At 69.5% G+C, this 23,380-nt stretch carries 26 protein-coding genes and 1 pseudogene; 5 read left to right on the plus strand and 22 right to left on the minus strand.

Annotated elements, in window-relative coordinates; genetic code table 11:
* Nucleotides 1–552: 552 nt before the first annotated feature.
* From ACWGKI_RS11215 to ACWGKI_RS11230, 4 genes are all read right to left on the minus strand, one after another.
* The gene (locus tag ACWGKI_RS11215) at nt 553–1,545 is read right to left on the minus strand and encodes a PIN domain-containing protein (RefSeq protein ID WP_452186989.1); all 993 of its coding nucleotides are present in this window, start codon (nt 1,543–1,545) and stop codon (nt 553–555) included.
* 1 nt (nt 1,546) lies between these two features.
* On the minus strand, nt 1,547–2,002 hold the full coding sequence (locus tag ACWGKI_RS11220; protein WP_430550723.1) for a helix-turn-helix domain-containing protein: 456 nt from the start codon (nt 2,000–2,002) through the stop codon (nt 1,547–1,549).
* Nucleotides 2,003–2,184: 182 nt separating this feature from the next.
* The gene (locus ACWGKI_RS11225) at nt 2,185–2,421 is read right to left on the minus strand and encodes a hypothetical protein (protein WP_452186991.1); all 237 of its coding nucleotides are present in this window, start codon (nt 2,419–2,421) and stop codon (nt 2,185–2,187) included.
* 22 nt (nt 2,422–2,443) lie between these two features.
* On the minus strand, nt 2,444–3,790 hold the full coding sequence (locus ACWGKI_RS11230; protein WP_452186993.1) for a hypothetical protein: 1,347 nt from the start codon (nt 3,788–3,790) through the stop codon (nt 2,444–2,446).
* A 42-nt stretch (nt 3,791–3,832) separates the two neighbouring features.
* On the opposite strand from ACWGKI_RS11230, the gene ACWGKI_RS11235 reads away from it, so the two are divergent.
* A complete protein-coding gene (locus ACWGKI_RS11235) occupies nt 3,833–4,069 on the plus strand; it encodes a helix-turn-helix domain-containing protein (RefSeq protein WP_452186995.1) in 237 nt (78 codons plus the stop codon).
* Between the two features lie 17 nt (nt 4,070–4,086).
* On the opposite strand, the gene ACWGKI_RS11240 is transcribed toward ACWGKI_RS11235, so the two are convergent.
* The 4 genes from ACWGKI_RS11240 to ACWGKI_RS11255 are packed head-to-tail and all read right to left on the minus strand — an operon-like array spanning nt 4,087 to nt 5,521.
* Complete coding sequence (locus ACWGKI_RS11240) at nt 4,087–4,260, minus strand: hypothetical protein (RefSeq protein WP_452186997.1); 174 nt, start codon at nt 4,258–4,260, stop codon at nt 4,087–4,089.
* A gap of 29 nt (nt 4,261–4,289) precedes the next feature.
* Nucleotides 4,290–4,757 carry a hypothetical protein gene (locus ACWGKI_RS11245; RefSeq protein ID WP_452186999.1) on the minus strand — a complete coding sequence of 156 codons (468 nt, stop codon included), beginning with the start codon at nt 4,755–4,757 and terminating at the stop codon, nt 4,290–4,292.
* Nucleotides 4,649–5,299, minus strand: coding sequence for an ATP-dependent DNA ligase (locus ACWGKI_RS11250; RefSeq protein ID WP_452187001.1), 651 nt, complete (start codon nt 5,297–5,299; stop codon nt 4,649–4,651). Before ACWGKI_RS11250 ends, ACWGKI_RS11245 begins: the two co-directional genes overlap by 109 nt.
* On the minus strand, nt 5,300–5,521 hold the full coding sequence (locus ACWGKI_RS11255; protein WP_452187003.1) for a DUF2188 domain-containing protein: 222 nt from the start codon (nt 5,519–5,521) through the stop codon (nt 5,300–5,302). It lies immediately after the preceding gene.
* Between the two features lie 428 nt (nt 5,522–5,949).
* On the opposite strand from ACWGKI_RS11255, the gene ACWGKI_RS11260 reads away from it, so the two are divergent.
* Complete coding sequence (locus tag ACWGKI_RS11260) at nt 5,950–6,243, plus strand: hypothetical protein (RefSeq protein ID WP_452187004.1); 294 nt, start codon at nt 5,950–5,952, stop codon at nt 6,241–6,243.
* Between the two features lie 446 nt (nt 6,244–6,689).
* Here the strand turns inward: ACWGKI_RS11260 and ACWGKI_RS11265 are convergent, their stop codons facing one another.
* The 3 genes from ACWGKI_RS11265 to ACWGKI_RS11275 form a co-directional block, all read right to left on the minus strand.
* Nucleotides 6,690–7,352: a DUF4145 domain-containing protein gene (locus ACWGKI_RS11265; RefSeq protein ID WP_452187005.1), complete on the minus strand. Its 663-nt coding sequence runs from the start codon at nt 7,350–7,352 to the stop codon at nt 6,690–6,692.
* A 192-nt stretch (nt 7,353–7,544) separates the two neighbouring features.
* Nucleotides 7,545–7,898 (minus strand): hypothetical protein, encoded by a 354-nt coding sequence (locus ACWGKI_RS11270; RefSeq protein ID WP_452187007.1) that lies wholly within the window; start codon nt 7,896–7,898, stop codon nt 7,545–7,547.
* 1,163 nt (nt 7,899–9,061) lie between these two features.
* Nucleotides 9,062–10,441 carry a flavin monoamine oxidase family protein gene (locus tag ACWGKI_RS11275; RefSeq protein ID WP_452187009.1) on the minus strand — a complete coding sequence of 460 codons (1,380 nt, stop codon included), beginning with the start codon at nt 10,439–10,441 and terminating at the stop codon, nt 9,062–9,064.
* 122 nt (nt 10,442–10,563) lie between these two features.
* Here ACWGKI_RS11275 and ACWGKI_RS11280 point away from each other — a divergent pair, with 122 nt between their 5' ends.
* Both ACWGKI_RS11280 and ACWGKI_RS11285 read left to right on the plus strand, forming a co-directional pair.
* A complete protein-coding gene (locus ACWGKI_RS11280; protein WP_452187011.1) occupies nt 10,564–12,120 on the plus strand; it encodes an MFS transporter in 1,557 nt (518 codons plus the stop codon).
* A 93-nt stretch (nt 12,121–12,213) separates the two neighbouring features.
* A complete protein-coding gene (locus ACWGKI_RS11285; RefSeq protein ID WP_452187013.1) occupies nt 12,214–13,038 on the plus strand; it encodes a hypothetical protein in 825 nt (274 codons plus the stop codon).
* Here the strand turns inward: ACWGKI_RS11285 and ACWGKI_RS11290 are convergent.
* From ACWGKI_RS11290 to ACWGKI_RS11340, 11 genes are all read right to left on the minus strand, one after another.
* Nucleotides 12,969–13,886, minus strand: coding sequence for an ABC transporter six-transmembrane domain-containing protein (locus ACWGKI_RS11290; RefSeq protein ID WP_452187015.1), 918 nt, complete (start codon nt 13,884–13,886; stop codon nt 12,969–12,971). The two genes, ACWGKI_RS11285 and ACWGKI_RS11290, sit on opposite strands and share 70 nt — an antisense overlap.
* 55 nt (nt 13,887–13,941) lie before the next feature.
* Entirely contained in the window at nt 13,942–14,496 is a 555-nt protein-coding gene (locus ACWGKI_RS11295; RefSeq protein ID WP_452187017.1) for a TetR/AcrR family transcriptional regulator, read from the minus strand.
* Between the two features lie 108 nt (nt 14,497–14,604).
* Nucleotides 14,605–15,789, minus strand: a complete 1,185-nt coding sequence (locus ACWGKI_RS11300) for an FAD-dependent oxidoreductase (protein ID WP_452187019.1) — start codon at nt 15,787–15,789, stop codon at nt 14,605–14,607.
* 304 nt (nt 15,790–16,093) lie between these two features.
* A complete protein-coding gene (locus tag ACWGKI_RS11305) occupies nt 16,094–16,489 on the minus strand; it encodes a nucleotidyl transferase AbiEii/AbiGii toxin family protein (protein ID WP_452187021.1) in 396 nt (131 codons plus the stop codon).
* A 192-nt stretch (nt 16,490–16,681) separates the two neighbouring features.
* Nucleotides 16,682–17,218, minus strand: coding sequence for a type IV toxin-antitoxin system AbiEi family antitoxin domain-containing protein (locus tag ACWGKI_RS11310; protein ID WP_452187023.1), 537 nt, complete (start codon nt 17,216–17,218; stop codon nt 16,682–16,684).
* A gap of 362 nt (nt 17,219–17,580) precedes the next feature.
* Nucleotides 17,581–19,335 carry an arginine--tRNA ligase gene (argS, locus tag ACWGKI_RS11315; RefSeq protein ID WP_452187024.1) on the minus strand — a complete coding sequence of 585 codons (1,755 nt, stop codon included), beginning with the start codon at nt 19,333–19,335 and terminating at the stop codon, nt 17,581–17,583.
* Nucleotides 19,336–19,518: 183 nt separating this feature from the next.
* The gene (locus tag ACWGKI_RS11320; protein WP_452187026.1) at nt 19,519–19,818 is read right to left on the minus strand and encodes a hypothetical protein; all 300 of its coding nucleotides are present in this window, start codon (nt 19,816–19,818) and stop codon (nt 19,519–19,521) included.
* 270 nt (nt 19,819–20,088) lie between these two features.
* On the minus strand, nt 20,089–20,628 hold the full coding sequence (locus ACWGKI_RS11325) for a DUF2199 domain-containing protein (protein ID WP_452187028.1): 540 nt from the start codon (nt 20,626–20,628) through the stop codon (nt 20,089–20,091).
* A gap of 65 nt (nt 20,629–20,693) precedes the next feature.
* Nucleotides 20,694–21,113, minus strand: a complete 420-nt coding sequence (locus tag ACWGKI_RS11330) for a hypothetical protein (protein WP_452187030.1) — start codon at nt 21,111–21,113, stop codon at nt 20,694–20,696.
* A gap of 99 nt (nt 21,114–21,212) precedes the next feature.
* Nucleotides 21,213–21,764: a hypothetical protein gene (locus ACWGKI_RS11335; RefSeq protein ID WP_452187032.1), complete on the minus strand. Its 552-nt coding sequence runs from the start codon at nt 21,762–21,764 to the stop codon at nt 21,213–21,215.
* Nucleotides 21,764–22,474 carry a TetR/AcrR family transcriptional regulator gene (locus ACWGKI_RS11340; protein ID WP_452187034.1) on the minus strand — a complete coding sequence of 237 codons (711 nt, stop codon included), beginning with the start codon at nt 22,472–22,474 and terminating at the stop codon, nt 21,764–21,766. Before ACWGKI_RS11340 ends, ACWGKI_RS11335 begins: the two co-directional genes overlap by 1 nt.
* Before the next feature lie 60 nt (nt 22,475–22,534).
* Between ACWGKI_RS11340 and ACWGKI_RS11345 the strand changes: the two are divergent.
* Nucleotides 22,535–23,380: pseudogene (locus tag ACWGKI_RS11345) on the plus strand (hypothetical protein); the annotation flags it as partial.

The raw sequence follows: 23,380 nt of genomic DNA on the forward strand, positions 1-23,380 counted from the left end.
CATTAGCGTGAGACACGAGGACCTCCGGGTTGTGAAGACTTCGACATCTCCACTAAGCCCGGAGGTCCTCCCTTCGACAACCCGAACTGGCACCACCTCCTGGCCGGGTACACCTAGGGGCGGCCACCGAGCACAGCGGTGACAGGGTTTTGAGCTGTCACATCCCGGGGCCCTCTCTGCGTTTCAGGGCGGGCCCACGGGCATTCACGAAGCGGTCGGCAGGTTCTGAGGGAAGGTGTGGGAACAGCGGAGACAGCGGTACATCGCGCTCTGCGACGTGCCGTCTCCCACCATGATCACGCCCTGCGCGGTCCGCATAGGTCGGCGACCCGGGGGATCGAGGAGGTGCAGGAGCGCGCCCTCGCCGTCGCAGGTCCTGGGGCATTCAACTGAGTAGATGCTGGTCATGGAGTGCAGGGTCGGGCCCAGCCGGCGACAACGTCCACCCCTGAGTGGTCGCCCGTTCAGGATGGCCCCGACGCGGCAGCCATCGTCTCCTTCAGCAGGTCTTCTGAGTGCCACCGGATCGTGTAGGCGAGGTAGGGCTTGAGGCTAGGGAGGCCATGCCGCCTGGGTTGCCACGAAGCCCGGCCGAACGGTGCCCACCGAATCGACTCGCCAGAGCCCGTCGTCACATGGAACCGCCGTCACCTGCTTCATGCCGTTCACGTCGATCTTGCCGACGACCTGACTGCTCGTCGCTACCTGGAGCGGCACGAACACGACGTGGACCGGTGCTGCGATTGTCTCGTGGTCAACACCCCATGCGGTGGTCATGTTGTACCCCTCAAGCTGCGCGGCAGCACTGGTGAAGTCGCCCCACCGACTCGGCTCAACCACGGCGTCGATTAGGCGGTGGCGCTCCCTCACGGGGTCATCCAGGAGCTTCCACCACCAGGCGACGGCGCTCAGTGGTCCAGTCCGGTCATAGCCCCCGATCATCTGGAGCACGGCCCTGCGATCGACGGCCACGAGTGGGAGCGGAGTGTCTGCCTCAGCGGCCAGCCGCCCGATCTCCGTTGCGAACCCCGGAACGGTGTGGCGCAACCCATCGGCGAGGGTCCGGAGTGTCGCAGGCGGGTTCGAATAGGACGCGATCTGCTCCTGAAGGCACCGCGCCACTGTCTGCGCGTTCAGATCCAGTTGGTCCAGGAGGAACTCGTCGGGATGCACCGCCTCGACGCCATGGGCCTTCAGGGCGGCCGCGGGGAAGTCCTTCAGATTCGCGGTCACGATGGTCCCCGCCCCGCAGCGAACCGCCGCGGCGAGGACGTGGCGATCCTTGGGATCGTTCGTCATCGCGTCGACGAGCGGTTCATGGCCCTCGACCGACGCGAGCGGGAAGGCTCGCTCCATCTGAACGAGTCGCGCCCGCGCCTTTTCGGCAGGGAGTCCTCGCTTGTCGATCAGCGTGCGCTCGACCTCTTCGAGGATCTGTCCGCTCCACCGAGCCTCGAACATCCCAGCCCCGGCGAGTCGCAAAAGCGTGTCGTAGAGCGGGTGCGGGACCAGGACGCATGCATCGAGGACGACGGTGAACGCCATGTCAGCGTGTGACCTCGAAGCCCTCGCCGTCGACGCCCTGCGCTGTGGCCTCGCGTGTCATGTCGTCGAGTAGCTGGCGACGCTGCCTCGCGGTGCGCTCCTGATACTCCACGAGATCGGCCAGTCGTACCCGGCGGTGCCGGTTCGGCTTCGTGAAGGGGACCATGCCCTGCTCGAGAAGCTTTACCACCGTGGGCCGCGAGACTCCGAGGTAGTCGGCGGCCTCCTGGGTCGTCATCACCGTGTCGTGTGGCGCAATCGTCACAGCCTTGCCGGCAGCCATCGCCGCGACTGCTTCGCGCAGTAGATCAAAAAGCTCGGGAGGAAGGTCAACCCGCGTGCCATCGGGTGAGATCAGAGTTGCCGGCGCGTGGCGAACAGCGAGAGCGTCAGTCAGCTCGGACAGGGCGGATGTGTCCTCCGCGGGCATCACGGTCCGATCCAGCAGGTTCGACATGCCGACAGTCTAAACGCAAAAATCGAAACGCGCAGGCCGGCCAACGAGGTCTACTGACACGCAAGCGTTCGTGCTGTCCCGGATTACCTGGAGGAGGCGCGACCGGTGGGAGCCCTTGCATCGGATGCAACTCGCACACGTTCGTAACCGATAACCCGCCTTATGACACAATGTCCGGAATGTCAGAAGCGAGGCGCATCGAACCGCGGCGCATCGATCGAGACGTTAACGAGGTAGTCGGTAGGCATCGCCACATCGTCACGTCCACGGATCCGCCCAAGGAGGTCCCGGACGCCACGGTCGAACTTCTCACGGTCGTCGGGATCGATCGTGGCACGCGGGCCATCGAGGGAGACGCCGCGCCCGTAGAACTCTGGCTCCCTTGACCGGCCAGAACGCTTCGGCTCAACGGTGGACATCGCGACTCCTTCCCTTGGCACCTCAAGAGTAAACCCCGGTGCCGACCTTCGTTCTCCGGGCGCGAACCAGCGCGCCGATGACCAGCGCAAGCACGATTGTGCCGGACGTGACAAGCCCCACGAGCCACAGACTCACCAGCCACGGATCCCGGAGCTGGAATGCGAGGGAAGCGGAGGCGACCAGGAGCAAAGCTGAGCATACGAGTGCTGCGGCGCGGATCGGCATGAGGAGGACGGAGGCGAGAACATGCTCCCTGGTCGTCATGAGGAGGCCGACGAGCACCCCGGGCAACGTTAAGAGGAACGCGCTCGGGTCTACGCCTCCCTCGGTGCCTTGACCTCGCAGCACGTACAACGCACCGTCGAACCACAGACTGAAGAGGAAGAACAGAAGGGTAAAGGTCGCCAGGAGCAACGTAACCAGCCACGGGCCCCGCCTGGACACGTAGAGTTCCAGCGCCGCCTCACCGGCAGCCCGGGCTGGGTCTTCGGCAAGATTCGCAGACACCTCTGCCTGGTGATACGCGCCGTAGGCATGGCCGACCGATGTGGGCACACGGTCTCCATGGGCTCTGGTGTAGTCGAAGAAACGCATCGGCGGCAGCTCGACACGGCAGGAGAACCCTTCTGGCGGATGGAACTCCAAATGGAATGAGGCCGCGTCGCCGGCCATGGGGACGTCCAGCGCGATGAGGCCGCGCTTGAACCCGAAGCTTCCCCGGATGATCCGCACCCAGGCGCCCCACCATGACAGCCCCGGGATCTTGGTCGGGTCCACGTGCCAGAAGTTCGAGAACTTGATGAGCTGACGACGCCCGAGGCGATCACCGCTCACCACCACCCCGAGGATGAAGCTTTGCGCGAGGTTCCTCATCAGGAGCTGAGTGTGGTCGCTGATCTTGTTCCGGTCGGACCGACTGAGCACCCGAACGCCGTCCACAACCCCATCTCGGAGCAGATCGTCGACATCGTTCAGTCCGCCGTCCCCGCTCACGATCTTGATCAAGGCGCCTACGAGAGGGGTGCCAACGCGGATGCCTTCAAGGTCGAGCAGGTGCAGGAGCGTCAACGCCGCGAGGTCCGTGTTCTCCCGGCTGGTCAACACGGGCAACGGAGTTCCGGTGTCGTCCGTGACGTTCAGGTCCCGCATCGGACCCTTCTTGACGTAGGCCAGGGGGACCACGAACTGGCCTTCTCCGTACGGGATCGCGGGATCCTTAGGTGGTGTGCAGTCCACGGAGGCGCGCCACCGACCGCGTTCTCCTGCCTCAAGATGAACGCTGTCGACCCGCCGGTGTCTCCAAGCGTGCGGGTCGAGCAGCAAGACGACCGCTGCGTCGAGCGTTGCCCTGTCCAGGTTGAGCGCCACGTTCGCACGCTAGCCGAGGCACGCCACTGGGAGGATGCGGCCATGACGACGTCGCCCCGCTTCTTGTCCGTGAAGAGTGTCGCCGACGAGCTGGCGATCACCGAGACGGCGGTGTACCCGCTGCTCAAGACGGGCGAGGTGCCGGCGATTCAGGTCGGACCGAAGCGGGTATGGCGGATCGAGCGGGCGAAGCTCGAGGAGTACATCGAGCGGCAGTACGCCGCGGCGCGTGACGCCATCGCCAAGGGGCAGGTCACCCCCGAGGACGGCGAGGAGTAGCGCGGGCGGCTCGGGTGTCAGCCTCCGGTGACACGGATGGTGATGAGCCGCTCGCCGTCCTGGAGCTGTTCGTCGAGCAGCGTGCGCCCGGCCTCGTAAGTCGCAGCCTCGACCTCGACGTCCCGCACCTGGGTCTCGTGCTTGCCCGAGTTGTCGGGTGGGATGGTCTCAACGTGCGCGCGCAGGATCACGACCGGAGCGTAGACCGCGCCGGCGACGCCTACGGACGCTCCAGGACCGTGGGAACTGTGACGCCGGCGACCTCAGCGTCCGGGCGAACGCGCGTCACGCGGAGCTGGTGGCGGAAGGAGCGGCCGGACCATGCGGCATCCGCGCTGACCTCGACGACGAGCGGCTCGACGAGCGTCAGGTCGACCGGGCCTCGGTCGTTCCCGAAGCGCCCGAACGCCCCGGGGCTGACCTGTTCGGGCCAAGGGTGGGGCCCGGCAGGAGCCCACAAATGCGCGGCGAGCGTCCGGCGGATGTGCGGGTTCGGCGGCGTGGAGCGTCCCACGATGCGCAGCTTGCCGTCGATGGGTAGGCCGGCGACGACCTGTTGCGGTGCGCTGCGCGGTCCGATCACCGCACCGCAGATGACGTCCAGGGTCGAGCGGTGCTTGACCTTGAGCCAGTCGCGTTGCCCGCCCCGGTAGGTCTGCCCGGCACCCTTGACGACCAGGCCCTCCACGCCGGCCGCGACGTAGGTCTCGAACCACTCGCGCGCCTGTCGACGTCGGACGTGATGGGCGGGAGGTTCAGCGGCGGCCGCCAGAGGGCGGCCAGGTCTTCGAGCAGCGCCCGGCGCAGGCTCAGCGGCATGCTGCGCACGTCGTCACCGCCGGTCGCTAGGACGTCGAACACGGCTGCGGACGCCGGGTGGGAGCGGGCGTGCTGCGCGGCCGCGCGCGAGCCACGCCCCATGCGCTCCTGCAGGGCGCCGAAGTCGAGCCGGCCTGACGTCCAGACGACCAGCTCTGCGTCGAGCACGGTCCCGGATGCGAACTGCTCGCCGGCGGCCGCCCCGACCTCGGGGAACGTGGCCGTGAGGTCGGTGCCGCGGCCCGACCACAGGCTCACCCGGGCGCCGTCGCGGGCGATCACACACCGGAAGCCGTCCCACTTCGGCTCGTACAAGCACCCGCCCGGCAGCGCCGTCGGGGCGGGGATCTGCTCCACGGCGCGGGCGAGGGCGACGTCCACCGGGAGCCGTAGCCCCGGCGGCAGGCTCATCTACCCGGGGACGTTGCGCGGGTCGTGCCCGTGCGAGTCCTTCTGCGCGATCGTGCCGTCAGCGTTCTTGATGACGAGTTCGGCACCCTCGCGGCGGGCGGCCTCGCGACCGGCCACGGTGGCGGCGTCCTTCGTCGCGTGGCTCGACAGCGGCTCGCTCTCGCCTTCGCGGCGCACGTGCCATTGCTCGGCCTGGTGGTAGACCTCGATCGTTACGGCCACGGTCTGCTCCCCTCTGCTGGCGTCCGTGGCCACGGTAGGAGCCGCGTCCGGATGCACGCACCCCGTGCGGTCACTCCACCACCCCTCCAAGCACCTTCCTCTGGCGTCCGCGTCACACGAGACGGCCCGGCTCCATTTGTCTCCAGTACCAGGAGCCCTCTGGGACATACCGCCGTCCGAAAGCAGGGAGATCGCGATGCCGCAGTCGGAGACGCAACGTCCCGCGCCCTCGGTAACAGGAGGGGGCTCGCGTGCACCTTCTGATGGGGAAGGCGAGTCGAGGTGTCACACGGCGCCCACCTTCAACACCTTCCCCCGCGTGTCCGCAGTCGCCAGAAGGCCGAGGAGCAGAACGTGAGCCACATCACACCTTATGCAGGCCCGTCAGGCCGCGACCTTAGTTCCCCGGCGAGGGCACGGTACGCGCCATGAAGCAGATGAAGCACCTGCGCATGGTGCCGATCGCCACCGTCCGCCCGTCCAACAACAACCATCAGGAGCAAGTCATGAGTCCGCTGCCCCAGCACGCCATCGTCATCGTCGCCCTCGTCCTCAGCATCGCGTTCTACCTCGTCGTGACCGTCACCCTCTCCCATCACCTCCCGTCCGGCGTCGACCCGGAGCTCTTCATCACGACCACGCTCGATCTCCTCAAACCCTCTGGCACAGAGACGCCCCCGCCCGTCATGGGCGGCGCGGCACTGCCCTTCTCGGCGGCGTAGCGCGTTCGGGTCGATGGGCTCAGCCCACGGCCCGCAGGGGCGCTCCGCGGCGTCCGGGGCCGCTCGCCGAGCGGTCCCCGGGTGCGCGGGGTTGAAGGGATCGAGCCTGGGCATGGGCAGCGTCAACGTCCAGCGCTCCGGGCGGCCGCGGGCCTGCCGGTCGACGTCGAGCTCGCAGCGCTTGAGGTATCCCGCGCCGACGTCGACGCCGGACCACCGGGGCGTTGCGTGTAGCCGTAGTGCGGCGTGCTCCCACTCACCGGTGGCCACGATCCCGCTTCCCCCGGTCCCTGGCTCGAGCGGTAAGCCGGCGCCGGGCCGACCGCAGTCAAGGCAGGGCATGGCGCCTCCCGACCTCAGGTACGACGAAGGCCCGTCCACTTGTGGTGTCGGGACTCCAGGAGCCAATACGGCACATCGAAACAGAAGAAACTCCTCGGACGGCCTCAGGCGCCAGCCGAGTCGGTCGGTGTGTCGCCTGCGTCGTCTCCCTCCTTCTTCTTCTGGCGAGCCGAACGGCGGGCGTTAAGCCTGGCGGGAGCCTGGTAGACCTCGTTGAGCAGTTCGTCCATAAAGTGCAGGACATCCTCCGCCTCGTCGAGATCGACGGGCGTCACGAAGTCACCGTGTGCCATGTCGTTCCCCACGAAACGGATCTCGTGCGCCGTCTCGGCGACCATCTCCCTCACGTGGCCGGCCTCATGCAAATCGTCGATCTTGCTTGCCAGGTTTCCCTTCTTGATCCCCATGTCCTTCGCTGTCGCCTCGACGACTGAGCGTGCCATCAGGATCGCCGAGCGGTAGTTGCGGATCGAGAAGTTCTTGTGCGCCTCGCCAGCCGCCGAGGCGATGTGCTCGGGGACGTCGGGGAACTTCTTTCCCTTGGGCGGGTTCGGCTCCCAGTTCAGGTCGAGGTCTGGCCTGTCCATGAAGGCGGGCATCCCGCTCCCGTTATACGCGCGCTCGCTGATCCAGCCGACCGAGAAGACGCCGCACTCGTCACACACGTAGGCGGCGAAGTACTGGCGACCGTCGCGAGACTTCTTCACATCGCCATGGCGTGTGTGGTGCGCCGCGACGCTGCAGTTCCAGCAGACTCGATTAGCCATGTGCCGGAGGCTACTGGTTCACCGCAAGCCGTGGTGGGTGATCTTCCCTGGCTGGTGCCGACCGTCGGGCCCGGTCGGGCAGACGGTCGGCCGGCGTCAGGCCGGCGGCCTGGCCAGCGACGACGTACGCCATGCCGTCCAGCAGTGCGGCGACCGTCTCCGCGCCGCGACCGGCGACGTCGGGGACGACGATCAGGCGGTCGAGGGCGATCCCCGCATCCGCCGCGGCGAGCAGCCCCAGGTCCGGCAGGCCGACGACCGCAAGCCAGTCCCCCGCGTGCTGCGACGCTGCGGCAGCGCGAGCAGCAGGCTCTTCGAGCCGGCCACGACGGACGCCGCGCCGACCGGGAGCCGGCCGCCGTCGAGGTTCGCGGTGAACAGCTCAGCCGGAACCTCGCCGGGTCCCTCTTCGCTCCCCGCTCCCCTGCCCGTCGGGCCCCATGCCTCCCAGCGCGGGGCACGCTGGTCACCATCGCGCACTCCCGTGCGCAGCTCGGCCGACGCCAGGGCGGCTCGCGCTGCGTCGAGGCGGTCCGGCATGGTCATGGTCACTCGTCCGGTATCGAACATGTGTTCGAGTTGGCTCTACCATGAGGGGTGACAGGCGAAGGGCGGCGAGACGATCGCCACGTGTGGCGGCGACCGGACGGCATGAAGTACTGGCCGGCGGAACGCCCCCTCAATGTCGCCCCTGTGCCGAGGGCTGTGCCGGTGCGGCCGCAGGGTTCCTACGCGGTGATCGTCCGCCTGCTATGGGAGACGTGGGAGGAGATGATCCCGGGCACGGCTATCCGGTGGGCCGAGGGCCGAGTCCTGGTGACCGTGAAGCCGCCGAACGCTCCGAGCAACGTAACTGAGCTGCTGTGTTGGTTGCATCAGGAGGACGTATACCGGACCCTCCCCCGCCGACCACGAGGCGTGCCGACGATCGGCGACGATGCCCCGCATGCTCGAACCGGCCGAGTCGCACCACCGTCATCGTGAGAACTTTCCTTACTGACTCAAGCGCGCGGCTCCGCCGCCCGGGTCGGCCTCCCGGGCGGGGCCCCGCGCTCCGCTCGCAAGCTCGCTCCGCGCACCCCACCCGTCCGGCCTCCACCACATGACGAAGGCGGCCTCGAGGTGCTTCCGAAGCGTCTACCATCCGGCACCGCACCGACCGCCGAGCATCCGGCCGACTCCACCCCGCGTCAAGGGCGCCTTCGGCGTCGCACGCGATGACCTGCGGCCACCCCTGACCCGGACCTCCGCCAACCTCTCGTGCTCCGCTATCGGTTCAGCGCCTTCCAGTGTCCCCACCTCCACGAGTCGACGCGCTGGGGGCGCTACTGGGGGCTTACTGCCGCGACCACGAGCGGACTCCGGCGGACGACAACCCGCAGAACAGCAACGAACCGAGGGCGACGCCCGGCGTCGGATTGCCTTCGGGACGAAGAGGTCGCAGGTTCAAATCCTGTCACCCCGACCACCAGAGGCCCCCTGATCAGCGGAAACGCTGACCAGGGGGCCTCTTTTTTGTGCATCTCGGGCATCAGATGTTCGCTGAGCGCCTTCGCCTGGGGCAAGCCCGTTCATGAAGGTCTTGCGATCCTGAGGCACCGGTCGCAACGGGCGTTCGTAGAACCGTCACGTCCAGCGTCGTCAGGTGTCTATCGGGGTCTTCCCTCGCCAGAGGCTGACGGGCGAATGAGCGACTCCCCCGATGCTCCTCACCCCTCTGCGCCGAGCCGGGCGGCGACCTCGGTGGCGGCGCGTTGGCCCGAGAGGATGGCGCCGTTCATGGTGCCGGAGGTCTCGTCGGCAGTCTCGGTGCCAGCCCAGTGCACGCGCCCGACCGGCTCGCGCAGGTGCGGGCCGAAGGTGGTCCACGTCTTCGGGGCGGGGGCGGGGTTGGGGCCGCCGGGGGCGAAGGTGTCGTTGCCCCAGGAGAAGTCGGTGTAGTCGGTGACCTGACCGGCACGCTGCCCGAAGAGGTGGACGAGCTGCGTGACGACGCGGCGGCGGCGCTCGTCCTCGTCGTAGGCGTCGAAGCCGCGAGCGTCGCAGAAGACCATGAGGATGCCGGGGCCGTCGGGGTGCGGGCTGACGTCGAAGGTGAGGAAGACGGTCTCGTCGTCCGACACTCCCTCTCCCGAGAGGCCCTCGTGCCGCCAGAAGGGCCGGTCGTAGGCGACGAATGCCTTGCTCAGCGCGCCGAGCCGCCAGGCGCGGGCGAGCCCGTAGTGCTGGTCCGGAAGGGCGGGCGTGAACTCGATGGTCGAGCGGTGGGCCGGTGCCGCGGTGACGATGACGTAGCGAGCATCGACGGTGTGGGTGGCGGTCTCGACCGTGACGCGATCGCCTGCGGTGGCGATCCGCTCGACGGGTGAACCCAGGAGCACCGGGTGCTCGAGGGTGTCGGCGAGCTTGCTGACCAGGGTGTGGGTCGTGTCCAACAACCGGTCCTGCTGGTCGCCGCCCTCGACGGAGAGCATGTGCTCGATGCCGCCCAGGGTCCTGATGTAGCGCATCACGTTGAACAGGGAGACGTCCCCGACCGGTGCCCCCCAGTGCACCAGGCTGAACATGGTCATGAACTTCCGGGTGTTCTTCAGCGCGTGCTTGGAGGTGAGCCACTCGCCGAACGACATGGCGTCCAGCCGTGCCGCGTGCGGGTGGGTCCACGGCTCGGAGACGGGCAGGTCGTCGACCATCTTCTGCAGCGTGTTCATGATGCGCGCGAGGTCGGCCATCGCCCAGGGCGTCATGGCGGTGATGCTCTCGACCTTGCGGCGCCCGCCGAAGGAGATGACCCCCTTGCCCTGGTGAAATTGGGGCACGAGCTCGCAGCCGAGCCGGGCGGCGAGGTCGCGCATGGCGGTGTGCCCCGGTGCCACCCAGGTGGCGCCGGCGTCGACGGCCACGCCCCCCACCTCAGCCTGGTGGATCCGGCCGCCGACACGGTCGCGGCCCTCCAGCACGACGACGTCGTGGCCCGCCCGGGTGAGCTCGTCGGCCGCGGTCAGGCCGGCGAGGCCGGCTCCGACGACGACGACGTCCGCCGTCCGTGCGGTCCGGGTGGTGCGTGCGGCGGTCTTGGCACTGGTCATGTCGCGCTCCGTTCATGCGTGGCCTGCCGGCCCGAGGGATCTCTCACTTGGCAACTGTACTGACTCGTCAGTACAGTATCAACGTCCGGGGGATCCCCGGAGTCGGACGATGCGGAGCACCCATGACGAAGACCGACCAGGAGATCAGCCTCTCCCCCGCGGCAGGCATGTCGACGCGACGACGGTGGACGGCCGTCGCGGTACTGAGCGCGAGCCTGCTCATGCTCACGATGGACATGACGATCCTGAACATCGCGCTGCCCGAGATGGCCGCGGAGCTGCACCCGACCTCGGACCAGCAGCTGTGGATCGTGGACGTGTACTCCCTGGTGCTGGCCGGTCTGCTGGTGTCGTTCGCGGCGATCGGCGACCGCTGGGGACGCAAGCGGATGCTGCTGCTGGGCTACACGATCTTCGGGGCGGCGTCGCTGATGGTCGTGTTCACGACCAGCGCCGAGGCGGTGATCGCGATCCGCGCGCTGCTCGGTCTGGGCGGCGCGATGATCATGCCCACCACGCTGTCGCTGATCCGCGTGATCTTCACCGATCCGGCCGAGCGCGCCAAGGCACTGAGCGTCTGGGCCGCGGTCTCTGGGCTCGGGGCCGCCGTCGGGCCTCTGGTGGGCGGCGTGCTGCTCGAGCACTTCTCCTGGCACGCCGCGTTCCTGATCAACGTGCCCCTGATCGCCATCGCCATCGTCGCCGGCCTGGCCATCCTGCCCGAGTCGCGCGTGCGCGTCGCCGGGCGCTGGGACGCCCTGGCCGCCGTGCTGTCACTGGTAGGGATGACCGCCCTCGTCTGGGGCATCAAGCAGTTCGGCAAGGAGGCCACGCTGGCCCTGCCCGAGGCCTGGGCCGCCGTCGCACTGGCCGCCGTCGCCCTCACCTGGTTCGCGGTCCGCAGCATCCGCAGCAAGCACCCCCTGCTGGAGCTGCGCCTGTTCCGCAACCGCACGTTCTCCGCCGGGATGGTCGCTGCCCTCGGCACGACCTTCTCGATGGTCGCCGCCCTGCTCCTGCTCGCCCAGTGGCTCCAGCTCGTGCGCGGGGTCTCCCCCATCCAGGCAGGCCTGCTGCTGACCCCTGAGGCCCTCGCCGCAGCCGTCGCCGCGATCGCCGCACCGCCGCTGTCCAGGGTCTTCGGCGCCCGGGCCGTGCTCGCCACCGGCCTCGCCCTCGCCGGCGCCGGCATGCTCCTGCTCGGCCTGGGGCCAGGCGCCGACCTCGACCTGCCCCGCGTGATCGTCGTGCTCGTCCTCGTAGGCGCCGGCACCGGCTCGCTGGCCATCGGATCCGCCATGATCATGCTCGGTTCTCCGGAGGACAAGGCGGGCAACGCCGGCGCTCTCGAGGAGACGTCCTACGAGCTCGGTGCGGTGCTCGGCGTCGCCGTCCTGGGCAGCATCTCCGCGCTGATCTACCGCGCCCAGTACGCCACCGACTCCGCGCTGCAGGCCATCGACCCCACCCTGGCGGCCCAGGCCGAGGAGTCCCTCGGCGCCGCTGTCTCCATCTCGGACCAGCTCGCCCTGCCCGAGCTCGCCACCGCCGCCAGCGCGGCGTTCACCCACTCCATGCAGGTCGCCAGCATCGCCGGCGGCGTGATGATGCTCGCCGTCGCCGCCCTGGTCTTTCTCATGACCCCCAAGGGCACCAGCGTCACCGGCGCCGCCCACTAGGCACGGGCGCTCGGACCCTCACGACAGATCCCAGCGAACAGACCCGGTGCGGCGCGCAGCGGCCTCGCGAACGCCCGTGGACAGGAGCACGACGTGCCGTTCTTCCCGTTCTCGTTCTTCGCCGTCGACCGCCTGCGTCAGCAGGTAGGACGTGCCCTGAAGTACCTGACCAGCACCGCCGACGCCGACGAGCGCGACGCGCCGGGCCTGGAAGGGGTGGGCCCACGGTTGTGGGCCGCATCCCTCGCCGGCGAGGCGCTGTGGCTCGGCAGCTACCAGAACGCCTACGACCTCAGCGACGCCCAGTGGTCCGCCATCACCACTCATCTGAGCGGCTACGGAAACCTGCCCCTGATGCGGCCGCTCGACGTCACACCCTCCCAGCGCGCCGATGACGCGCGCCTGCGCGACGAGCGCCCCCTCGTCGACGCCGTCCTGCAGCTCTCCCAGCGACGCCGGCTCGACGACCTCACCGTCGAGGACGTGGCGTCCGCCAGCGGGTGCACCTCGACCCAGCTGCGGACCTCGTTCGGCGACGTCGACCAGGTGCTCATCGCCGTCGTGCGCCAGGTCCACGAGGACGGCTCCGCCGAAGCCTCTCCCCTGCAGCTGCACCTCGACCGGCACACCCTGACGATGTCGCTGCAGGGCCTGGAGGACGAGCGCACGATCACCGCGGTCCACCGCCTCTACGCCCTCGCCGGCGTCTCGCCCGCTCCCCGCCCCGACATCCGCGCCCGGGCGCGCGGACTGCGCGGTATCAACCCCCGCTCCTTCGACCACCTCGAGCTCGCGGCCGCGGCCCTCGCGATCGACGGCTGGCAGGGATCCCGGGACGTGCCAGCGTTCTACCCGCGGTCCCTGCCCCGCGCCGTCGTGCGAGAACTGGGGCGTTTGGCGCGCGTCCCCTCGTCCTGACCTCCGGGTCGGCCGGTCGAGCCGTTCGCCGGGGGCGTCTTTCGCAGCCGTCCGAGGATGTCGCGCAGCCGCAGGAACCCCTGCCACGAGACGGGCAGGAGCGTCGCCGCGGCGGAGAACTCGAACACGTAGAGCACGACCGAGAGCATCGTGCCGTCGTCCATGCCTGCCCGCGCGCACGTGATGATCGCGAAGACCTGCAACGCGATGGTGAGAACCATCGACAGGGCGTAGTTGATCGCGTCCAGGTCGGAGAGCCTGGTCAGCCAGGTGTTGAGCAGGCCGAGGTGTCTGCGGGTCAGGGCGCCGTCGCCGCGTCTCAGCACGTCGACCTGACGTTCGTACTCGTCGTTGTAGCCGCGGTTGGCCGCCATGGTCTGCCGGGTCGAGGCCGCGTAGATCGCGACGACCAGGGCCGCCATCACCAGCGAACCGACGAACACGGGCACCGACAGGGCCACGAGGAACGCCAGGATGCCGACGAACGCGAGGACGCCCCCGACGATCTCGGGCACGGTGTGCTCGAGAAAGTCGACCGCCTCGCGCAGCAGGTTGAGCCGCCCGGCCCGCTGCGAGAGGCCCGCGCTGGGCGGCAGCGCGCTCGCGCCGGCGCGCTCGTAGATCTGGGAGTACAGCCGGGCGTCGTGCAGCCGCCGGGCCGTGGAGACCAGCACGGTCGTCAGACCGACCCCGATCAGCCAGACCAGCCCGCGGATCGATCCGTCGAGGTAGTCGTCCACGGCGACGCCGATCACGAACGGCACGACGACCACGCCGGCGGTCTCCGCGACGATGAGGAGCACCGAGAGCGCGATCCGGGCGCGATAGCCGTCCAGCAGCGGGGGCATGCGACCATCCTGCGCTCGGCCTCCTGCTCGCGCGACGGGTGCATGCGTCCGGGAGCTACCGGCCCGGAGCGGTGAGGCCCTCCAGCTCGGTACGCAGGGCGACGAGCTCGTCCCGTTCGGGCTTGAGCCCCCACCCCGTCATCAGGCCCGCACCGTCGACGGCGTTGGCGATGACCGTGCGGGCTCCCACGGACAGTCCGTCCTCGGCCAGCTCGGCCTTCCAACGGGCCCCGTCCTCAGCCACCAGCTCGGCCACGCCGGGGGCGGCGGCAAGGGCCGACAGGAGGAACAGCCGCTCCCCCACCGTGTCGATGTTGTCGCCCTCCAGCGACGCTCGGATGAACGCTCTCGCCAGACGTCCCGGGGCGCGGCCGCCCTCCAGCAGGTCGACGACGTCCCGGTGGAACTGCTCGGTCACGTCCTGGGCCAACGCGAGCCACAGCGCGTTCTTGGAGCTGTAGTGGTAGATCACCGCCCCGCGTGTCAGCCCGGCCGCCACCGCGACGTCGTCCAGGGTCGCGCGGGCGCCCTGCTCCACGACGACGCCCTTCGCGGCATCCAGGATCAGCCGCTTGGTGTCCTCGGGCCCTCGTCCTGCTGTGCGTCCCATCGATCTCTCTCTCACGTGCGGGTGGCGGCATCGCTCGGCGACCAGTGTGCCCGGCCACCACGCTCCCTGATGAATGGCCACGACGGGCCGCGTCCTCCGGGGCGGTGTTCATGCCCGGTTGTCGGCTACCGTCGTGGCGCGCCGGCGAGCGGTGGACCGCGTCAGCACGGCCGGGACGGCGGCGAGCAGGTCGCCGGCCAGGCCCGCCACGGAGGCCGCCCGGCCGCGCCCCCGGACGCCCGTGCTGAACTCCACGGCCCGCGCCGTGATGCTCTGCGCCGTCCGTGCGAACGGCCGCATCTCGGCCTCGAACCTGGCGAACGCGGCCGTGACGTCGTCGGTGTCCCGCAACGCCTCGGCCAGCGCCTTCGCGCCGGGCAACGACGCGTGCGCGCCCATCCCGGACACCGGGTCGATGCAGTGCGCCGCGTCGCCCAGCAGCACCACCCGGCGGGTGTACCAGCGCGGCAGCCGCGTCTGGGAGAACCGCGTCAGCTTCGTGTCCTGCGACTTGCGCCCCGCCACCGCGACCGCGCGCATCTCCGGGCCGAGGCGCTCGACGGCGTCGCACACCCGATCCTTCAGCATCCCCATGTCCGGCCTGGCCGTGCTGGGCACCGGGACGACCGCCATGATCGACGTCTGGTCCGTGTCGAGGAAGGGGTAGACCAGCATCAGCATCCCTTCACGGGACGCGATCACCGCCCGCCCCTCGGGCAGCGGGATGTCGGCGTTGATCCACACGTGGGACAGGCCGTTGCGGTACACGCTCTGCTCCTCCGAGGCCAGCGTGAGCCGTCGCACCGTCGAGTGCAGCCCGTCCGCGCCGACGACGATGTCGAAGGACTCGCTCGACCCGTCGACGAACCGGGCCAGCACGTCCTCGTTCCGGTGCTCCAGGGCGTCGAGCTCTGCGCCCATCCGCGTCTCGACGGTGGCGGGCAGGTGTGCGAACAGCCGCGACAGCAACGTGGCACGCCGGGCGAGCCGCCAGTCCGCGCCGGTGTCGAAGCGGACCTCGCGGACCTTGCGCGCGCCCCACCGCAGCGACGTCTCGGGCGCCGAGAAAGTCACCTCGTCGAGAATCTGCTGCCCACCCATCAACCGCAGCACCCGCGTCGCCTCAGCGTCCAGCTGCAGCAGGTAGCTGGACGGGAACGGCTCGGCCTCCTTGTCGACCAGGACGACCTCCCACCCCTCGGGGTCCAGCCACCAGGCCGCGGCACACCCCGCCATCCCCGACCCCACGACCAGGGCACGCCGTCGCACCGACCCGACCGCCGTTCCCACCATCTCGGCCCCACCCTCCGCGCAAACTAGTCTGACTCGTCAGTACAGTAAATGCTGCGTCGGCCTGCCTGTCAAAGGCTTCGCGTCGCCCAGGTCAGCGGCCCTTGTCTTCGTGGTCGCTGGGGCTGACGAAGCGGCGTGGACCCTTTCGTGCACCGGCTCAAGCAGGGCCTCTTGCTTGCCCGGAGATCCCTGAAGCGGGGCCACTCGCTCAACGGCGATCCCCGCAGGCCTGGACGCGCGACGCCGACGCGGTGGGCGAGTGGTCCCGGCGACGACGTCCCAACCAAGTGGTGAGCGACCTGGATCAGGCGCCGGGCTCGGCGCCGACCTCGTCGATCTCGCGCACCTTGTCGGCGAGCCAGGTGCGAGCCTCGTCGAGCGTCGCGAGGATCGGGGTGGCCCCGTCGACCAGGGTCTCATCGCGTGCGTCGACATACGCCAGGGACCAGTCGTCCATCGGCCGCAGCGGCAGCGGGGGCCAGGACTGCTGGCTCCGGAAGGCGAACGTGCGCACGCACATCTGCCGCAGCACGCTCAGGTCGGGCCCGACCAACCACAGCAGCTGCAGGTCCACCAGGTCGTGGGCCCGCACGTAGTCGGGGTCTGTGACGGCATGGAGCTTCTGCGAGATCTGGTACTCCAGATCGACGAGCTCGACCGGCCGCAAGTCGCCGAACCCGAAATGGTCGCCGAACTCCACCAGGTGCCCGTCGATCTGCCTGCGGGTGTGAGCGAACGGGTCGATCTCGGGGTCGGAGACCTCGACGTCCAGGCCTGCCCACGCCTTGCCGAGGACAGCATCAACCGTGCCCGCGCCACCGGAATCCCCATGCTCCGAGCGCCCTCAGCCAATCGGTCGTTCAGTTGCTGGATGTTCAACGGCGGCGACACTTCAGCCACGGGCGCTCTCCGTAGAGTCTGGGATCTCGTCGGGGCGAACGAGCTCGCGCCCCACGAGGGTCGCGACCAGCGCTTCCCAGCGGTCGGGGGCGACCCGTGCCTGTAGGTCCTCCAGCGCCCTGGGAATCGTGGTCGTGGGCACGCCCTCGACATCCGTCAGGTCGTCGTCGGTTATGTCGGCTCGGCGTTCCAGCACCATCCAGCTCGGGAGGGTTCGACGCACGCGACGACGGGTTCCCACGCGCACCTGCCGGGGGTTGAACTGGCCGACCCCCAGCAGGTCGAGGACCGACTCACGCTGCAGGAACGCCCCCGGCCCCGCGAGGGCGGCAGCGACTGCCGGCTCGGTCAGACGGGTCGTCGGAACGTCCCGGTGGGTGTAGACGCCCTGACCGTGGGAGCGCAGCACGCCTCGCGCTGCCAGCTTGCGCACCTCCACCGCGGGCACGCCAGCGTCCTCTGCCTCTGCGACGGTGACGACGCCGTGGTTGCTCGCTGCGATCTCCCACAGGTCATGTCGATATCCCACAACCCACCTCCAATGCCAATACCGTACCTCTGGTGGTACGGGTTTGACCGACCGGGGCTCGGTCCTCCCTTCGCATCCCCGGGCGGCACGGCCGTCGAGAAGATCTCGACGTCGTCGGGCACTTGGACACCTCGACCACGGAGCGCATCTACCGTCACGAGCGCACCGACATCAGTGAGACGAACGAGTGCCGCAGCTCGCGCCGGGTCCAGTCGGCCGGGCCGATACCAGGTGCCAGCTTGAGAGCCGACCTGAACCCACGGCACACGTTGGCTGCGTCCAGCGCTGTGCCGACTGTCGGATCATCTCGGCGCCTCGGTTGGTCACCGGTCTCGCCGGCCGCGGCACGGGCGGACAGCCAGCTACATTCGCTCGGGCGCCGGAATCCCCAGGAGATCGAGGCCAGCGGCGAGCGTGCGCTCGGTGAGGGCGCACAGTGCCACCCGGTTGGAGCGCGTCACGCCTTCGGCCCTGACGACAGGGCAGGCGTCATAGAACCGGGTGAACGCGGTGGCCAAGTCGTAGAGGTAGCCACACAGGCGGTGCGGCTCGAGGGTGTCAGTCACATCGCACAGGGACTGCTCGAAGGCGTCAAGGATCAGTCCGAGCGCCCGTTCTGCGGGGTGCAGTGGGAGTGACTCGTCGACGCGGATCTCTGCATCAGATGCCGCCACGGCAGACTCATCGGTCGCCTTGCGCAGGATCGAGCACACCCGAGCGTGCGCGTACTGCAGGTAGACGCCCGTGTTCCCCGTCGTCGCGACCATCTGGTCGACGTCGAACACGTAGTCCTTCGTTCGGGTGTTGCTGAGGTCGGCGTACTTGACCGCTGCGACCCCAGCCGCGCGGACGACAGAGTCCACCTCAGGCTGAGTAAAGCTGTGCTCACGTTCTTGGAGGATGCCACGCACGGCTGTCTCGGCGTCGTCGAGAAGGTCCGTGAGCCGGACCGTCTTTCCAGCACGGGTCTTGAACGGGCGCCCGTCGGTGCCGAGAACGGTGCCGAATTGGACATGCTCGGCATGCACGTTCTCGGGTAGCCAACCTGCTCGTCGAGCGACGTCGAAGACCATGCGGAAATGCAGCGCCTGTCGAGCATCGACGACATAAAGGATGCGGTCGGCTCGGTAATCATCGACCCGGAGACGCATTGTGGCGAGGTCGGTGGCGGCGTAGCCGAAGCCGCCGTCCTTCTTCCGGATGATCAAGGGAACCGGTGTCCCGTCTGGTCCCTTGACGTCGTCGGTGAAGGTGACCACGGCACCGTCGGACTCGCAGGCGATCCCGGCAGCAAGGAGCTCGTCCACCACCCCTGGCAGGGACTGGTTGTACCGAGACTCACCGTCGAAGTCGCCGTCGTCGAGCAGGATGCCGAGGCGTGCATAGACCGCCTCGAACGCTCGCTCCGACTCGGAGACCAGGGCACGCCACGTCGCCACCGTTCGGGTGTCGCCCGCCTGGAGGGCGACGACCCTGGCACGCGACCGGTCCGCGAACGCCGCATCGGCCTCGAACTCCGCCCGGGCGGCCCTGTAGAGCGAGTCCAGAGCAGACATCGTTCCGGCTCCCTGGCCCTGCCAGTCCACCTCGGGGTGCTCCTCCAGATACTGGATCAGCATCCCAAACTGCGTACCCCAGTCGCCGATGTGGTTCTGCCGAGTCACGTCTGAACCAAGATGGTCGAGCACGCGGACCAACGCGTCGCCGATGACGGAGCTCCGCAGGTGCCCGACGTGCATCTCCTTGGCCACATTCGGTGCGGAGTAGTCCACCACGACTCGCTCGCCCGATCGTGGGCTGCTGACACCGAGCCTGTCGTCCGCGGCTCGGCTCGCTACCGCTCGCCACACGACATCGTCAGGCACGGTCAGGTTGACGAAACCCGGGCCGGAGACCTCCGCGCCGTATTGAGACAGGCCCGCGATCAGGTCCTCAGCGATGTTGCGGGGAGATCTGCCGACAGCTTTGGCGACCGCGAGGGCCCCGTTCGCTTGGAAGTCGGCGCGGTCGGATCGTCGGACCACCGGGTCGGCGCCGGCCAGCTCAGCCGGCAGCGCCTGGGTCAGGGCGGCGCGAACGGCCGCCTCTACCTGGTCTTTGATCGCGACGATAGTCACACGAACACCCTTCATGGCGAAGACGGATGCGCCCGCCCGACGCGGGCGCGACAAGTCTATGGACCGCCAGTGCCCCGGCTGTGTCAGGCACGGCGACCGAGGCGAGGGCCAGTCCACCGGTCTGCGCTACGGCGAAAGTCTCGCCGAGATCGGCACCACACCATCACCCGGTGCCTCGGTGGGTCAGCCGTCCCGCCGCCGAGGAGGTGCAATCTCCATGACCGCCAAGGCCTCCCATTCGATCTCCGTCAGGGACGCCTCAGCCGCGCGTCGCCGAAGCATGGCGGCCATGACAGAGAAGCGGGCGGCGTCGAAGCGCGAGCGGGCCGCTTCCAGCCGGGCACGGGCAGCAGGATGCCCCTCCACGGGCTGTGCGGCCATCTCGGCTTCTCGCGCGCGATACGCCGAGTCCACCTCTGCGCGTGCCTCGTCAAAGGCCTGCCGGGCGGCGGCAAGTGCTTCCTGAGCTTCTCTGACGTTCATGCGCGACAGAGTCCGCGGCCATGCGAGCCCGGGTCCCCCTGGAGGCTTCGGGTGCCCTCGTCCCTCATGCTCATCTCGAGTCCTCCACAGCTGATTTCGGAGTCGATGTCGTGCCCCGGCCGTCACGGTAGCGGCGCACGGGTGTGCCGATGCGGAACGCGCAGAGACGAGTTTCGGTCGGAAGACCCTCCAGGCATGCGACGTCGAGAACCACTTCACGGCGCTGGTGATCTTCGGTGCGTCGGGGTCACGGTTCGGCAGGGTCCGGTGTCAGTTCGTGTCGCCGGGGTGGGCACCCAGGAGCGTGCGGTTGATCTCCGCGACCCGGTGAAGCGTGATGCCGTGAGTCTGCTCGTGCACGAGCGGATGGTCGAGCGTGGGGTCGAGCTCGATCCACGGCACCACGCCCGGTGGGCGCGAATGGAGCCGGGCGGCCATCGGCGCGGTCGGCGGCTCGTAGGGCAGATAGGTGGACAGCCACGCGAACATGGGTGCCAAGTCCGCTCGCGCAGGGTCATTCCAGTGGTCTACCTGGGTTCGCATACTGGCTTCGCTGAGCGACACCCAGATCGACCAGGTGAACGGGCCCTGGTCGGAGTCGGTCACCGGGATCTCGATATGACCACGTACGAAGTAGTTCGTCGTTCCCGCCGCGTCGACCAGGACACACGTGTCGGCGTTGAGCTCGCCCTGGGAGCGCTGAGCATCGGAGGCACGAAGCCAGGGCTCTGGCGCGGCCGGCCCGAACACCCAGGCAAGTCCTTCGTGGGCAGTCCCGCAGGTGGCGCAGGTCCAGGTCGTCGATGTCATCGGTCCTCCTCCGGGACGGTCGACGCTCCCCGCTCCGCGCCCGCCAGTCCCTCGGTTCTGTCGGATCACCAGGCGAGCAGGTCCTCGCGCATACGGGTGACTTCCGCGGGACGGTCGTAGCAGGAGTCGAGGACGTCGAGCGCCCGCATGGCGAGGCCCCTTCCTGCCGCATCGATCTGTCCGGTCAGCCGTAGGAGCGCGAATGCCGCGCCGACGACGAACATCGCCGCGTCGATGTCGTCGTCATCCAGGAACTCGGGGCCGAAGGACTCCTCGCCGTCGTCCTCCAGCAGGTCGAGCACGGTGGAGGTCGGGCCGAGCTCATCAGCCCGCTGGGACCAGCTGGCCAGCATGTCCCAGCCTTCGTCGTTGCCGAACGGCGCGATGTCGTTCGCCGGGTCGTCATAGATCGGGTCGGTGAAGTGCGCTGCGAAGGCCGGGTGCTTCGGGGAGTCGATGCCGAGTCCCTCGACGTCGTCAGTCATGAGCGCATGATGCCGCACGGGCCCGACAGACGACCCGCTCAGGACGCGTCGGGCCCAGGCAGCCCGCGTCCTCTCACAGAGATCCCCGGTCGGCCACCGTCACGCAGCCGCACTCCCGGACGACCGGGACGCCACCGCTCGCGGGGCGACGTCGACGCTCGCCGACCGCACGCGGGCGGCCCGTCGCGCCACGACGACGTTCTGCGTGAGCAGGGCGAGCCCCAGAGCGAGCAGGACGCTGCCCTCGGTGACGGCGGGCGACGCCCCGAGGCGGGCGCCGGCGTCGGCGAGCTCGAAGCGGACGGCGACGGAGACGGCCCACAGGGCCACGGTCGCGCCGGTGTACCGGTACTGCACCACGCCCGCCTCCCCGGGAGAGAGCTGCACGGTGGCGGCGCGCGCGACGCCGAGGCCCACGGTGAGCACGAGATCGACGGCCGCGACGACGACTGTCGCGCCCACGCCGCCCGGCGACGGCAGCGCGAGCCACGGCACCAGCAGGAACGCGCCCACCACCATGACGACGACGGGGCCGGTCAGCAGGCGTCGCGTCCGCGCGGGCCGAGACCGCAGACGGAGGAGGACCACGACCGTGAGGGTCACGAGGCCGACGAGGACCTGGGGCGGCAGCGTGTCGAACGTCGTGTCCATCAGGCGGTCTCCTCGCCGACGAGGTACGCCGCCACGGCGGCCGAGAGTGCGGATCGGAAGGCGGCCGAGCGTGCCGCGTCGTCGGGGTCGTGACCGAGCGCCGACTGCCACGACCGCCCACCCAGCGCGTACCCGTACGCGCCGGACATCCCGAGCAGCAGCACCGCCTCGATCCGGTCGCGCGACGGGACCCGGTCCGCGGGCAGGGCCGCGCGCAGACCCGTCTCCATCATGTCCGCGATGCCGGCGAGCCCGTCGGTCGCGAGCGTGCCGTGCTCCGGGTGCAGCGCCGACCACGCCCACAGGCGCAGATAGCGCTCGTCGTCGAGCGTCGCGAACACGACGTCGAGCATCCGGGCGGCGTAGGGCACGCCGGCGTCGTCCGCGACCCGCGCCCGGACGCGTTCGCGGTGGCGCGCGTCCTCCGCACGCAGCACCTCGCGCACCAGGCCGCGGTGCGTGCCGAAGTAGTGGCTCACGAGCCCCCGGGTCACGCCCGCCGCGGCGGCCACCTGGGCGAGGGTGACGGCGTCAGGGCCGTGCTCCGCGACCAGCGCGGTCGCGGCGTCGAGGATCTGCTGCCGGGAACGCTCGGGGGCGAGGCGGCGACGACCCGCCCGGCGGTCCCCTCCGCCCTCACCAGCAGCACTATTGGCGTACATGCCAATAACGTAGCGCAGGACGGCCGCCGCCGGCACCCGCCAGGCCACGTTCTTCTTTCCCGTGCGGGAGGGCTGGCGCCCCGGGCGACGATCCGTCAGGATCGTCGCGTGCTCAACGCCGAGGACAAGCCCCCGCCTCGCAAGGCCCTCCTCCTCCTGAAGATCCTGGGGCTCACCGCGCTCCTCGCGGTCGTGCCCACGATCGTCACCATCTACGCCGTGAACGCCCTGGTCGGCGGTCCCGTGCGCGACGCCGTCGGGATCTTCGTCGCGGACGACGGCGACGCGCTGGCGGCGGAGCTCGGGGAACGCGTCGCGGCCGGGATCGCCGACGACATCGAGCCGTCCTACGACGAACCCGCCGACGCCGCCGAGATCGTCCAGCGGCGCGCCGTCGTGTCACCGCGGGTCCCGGACGGCACGGCCGACGTGTCCTACACGGTCCTGCCTCTGGCCTGGCACGGATCGTCCGGCGACGACGACGGCGCGCGGATCGACCTCGCCGTCTCGGTCGACGTGCCCGCTGTCAACAGCGTGATGGGCGACGCCGGCCGCACCTCGGGCAGCTCGACGACCTGCTGGCGGTACGCGGTCCGGTCGTCCGACCCGGACGACGTCGCCGACCACGACAAGATCGAGTGCCCGTCCGACCTGTCGCCGTCCCAGGCCCCGCCGACGCCGAGCGCGCCCGCGTCTCTCGACGTCAAGGCGAGCGAGCAGGTGCTTCAGGTGCTGGACGAGCTCCCCGACGACGCCGCCCCGGACGACGCGACGACCGCTCTGCGTGCCGTCTTCCCCGGCGTCGACGTGATCCGCGCGGAACGGGCGGCGGACGAGCTGGTCGCCGTCGTGGGGGGCACGGACGCCCGCGCCAGCAAAGTGGGGGTTCGGCCCGACGGCGGCCCCCCGGGGCGGGTCACCGCCATCGACCGGGTACAGCGCGAACCCCGCGGG

The sequence above is a fragment of the Isoptericola sp. NPDC055881 genome, assembly GCF_053615895.1.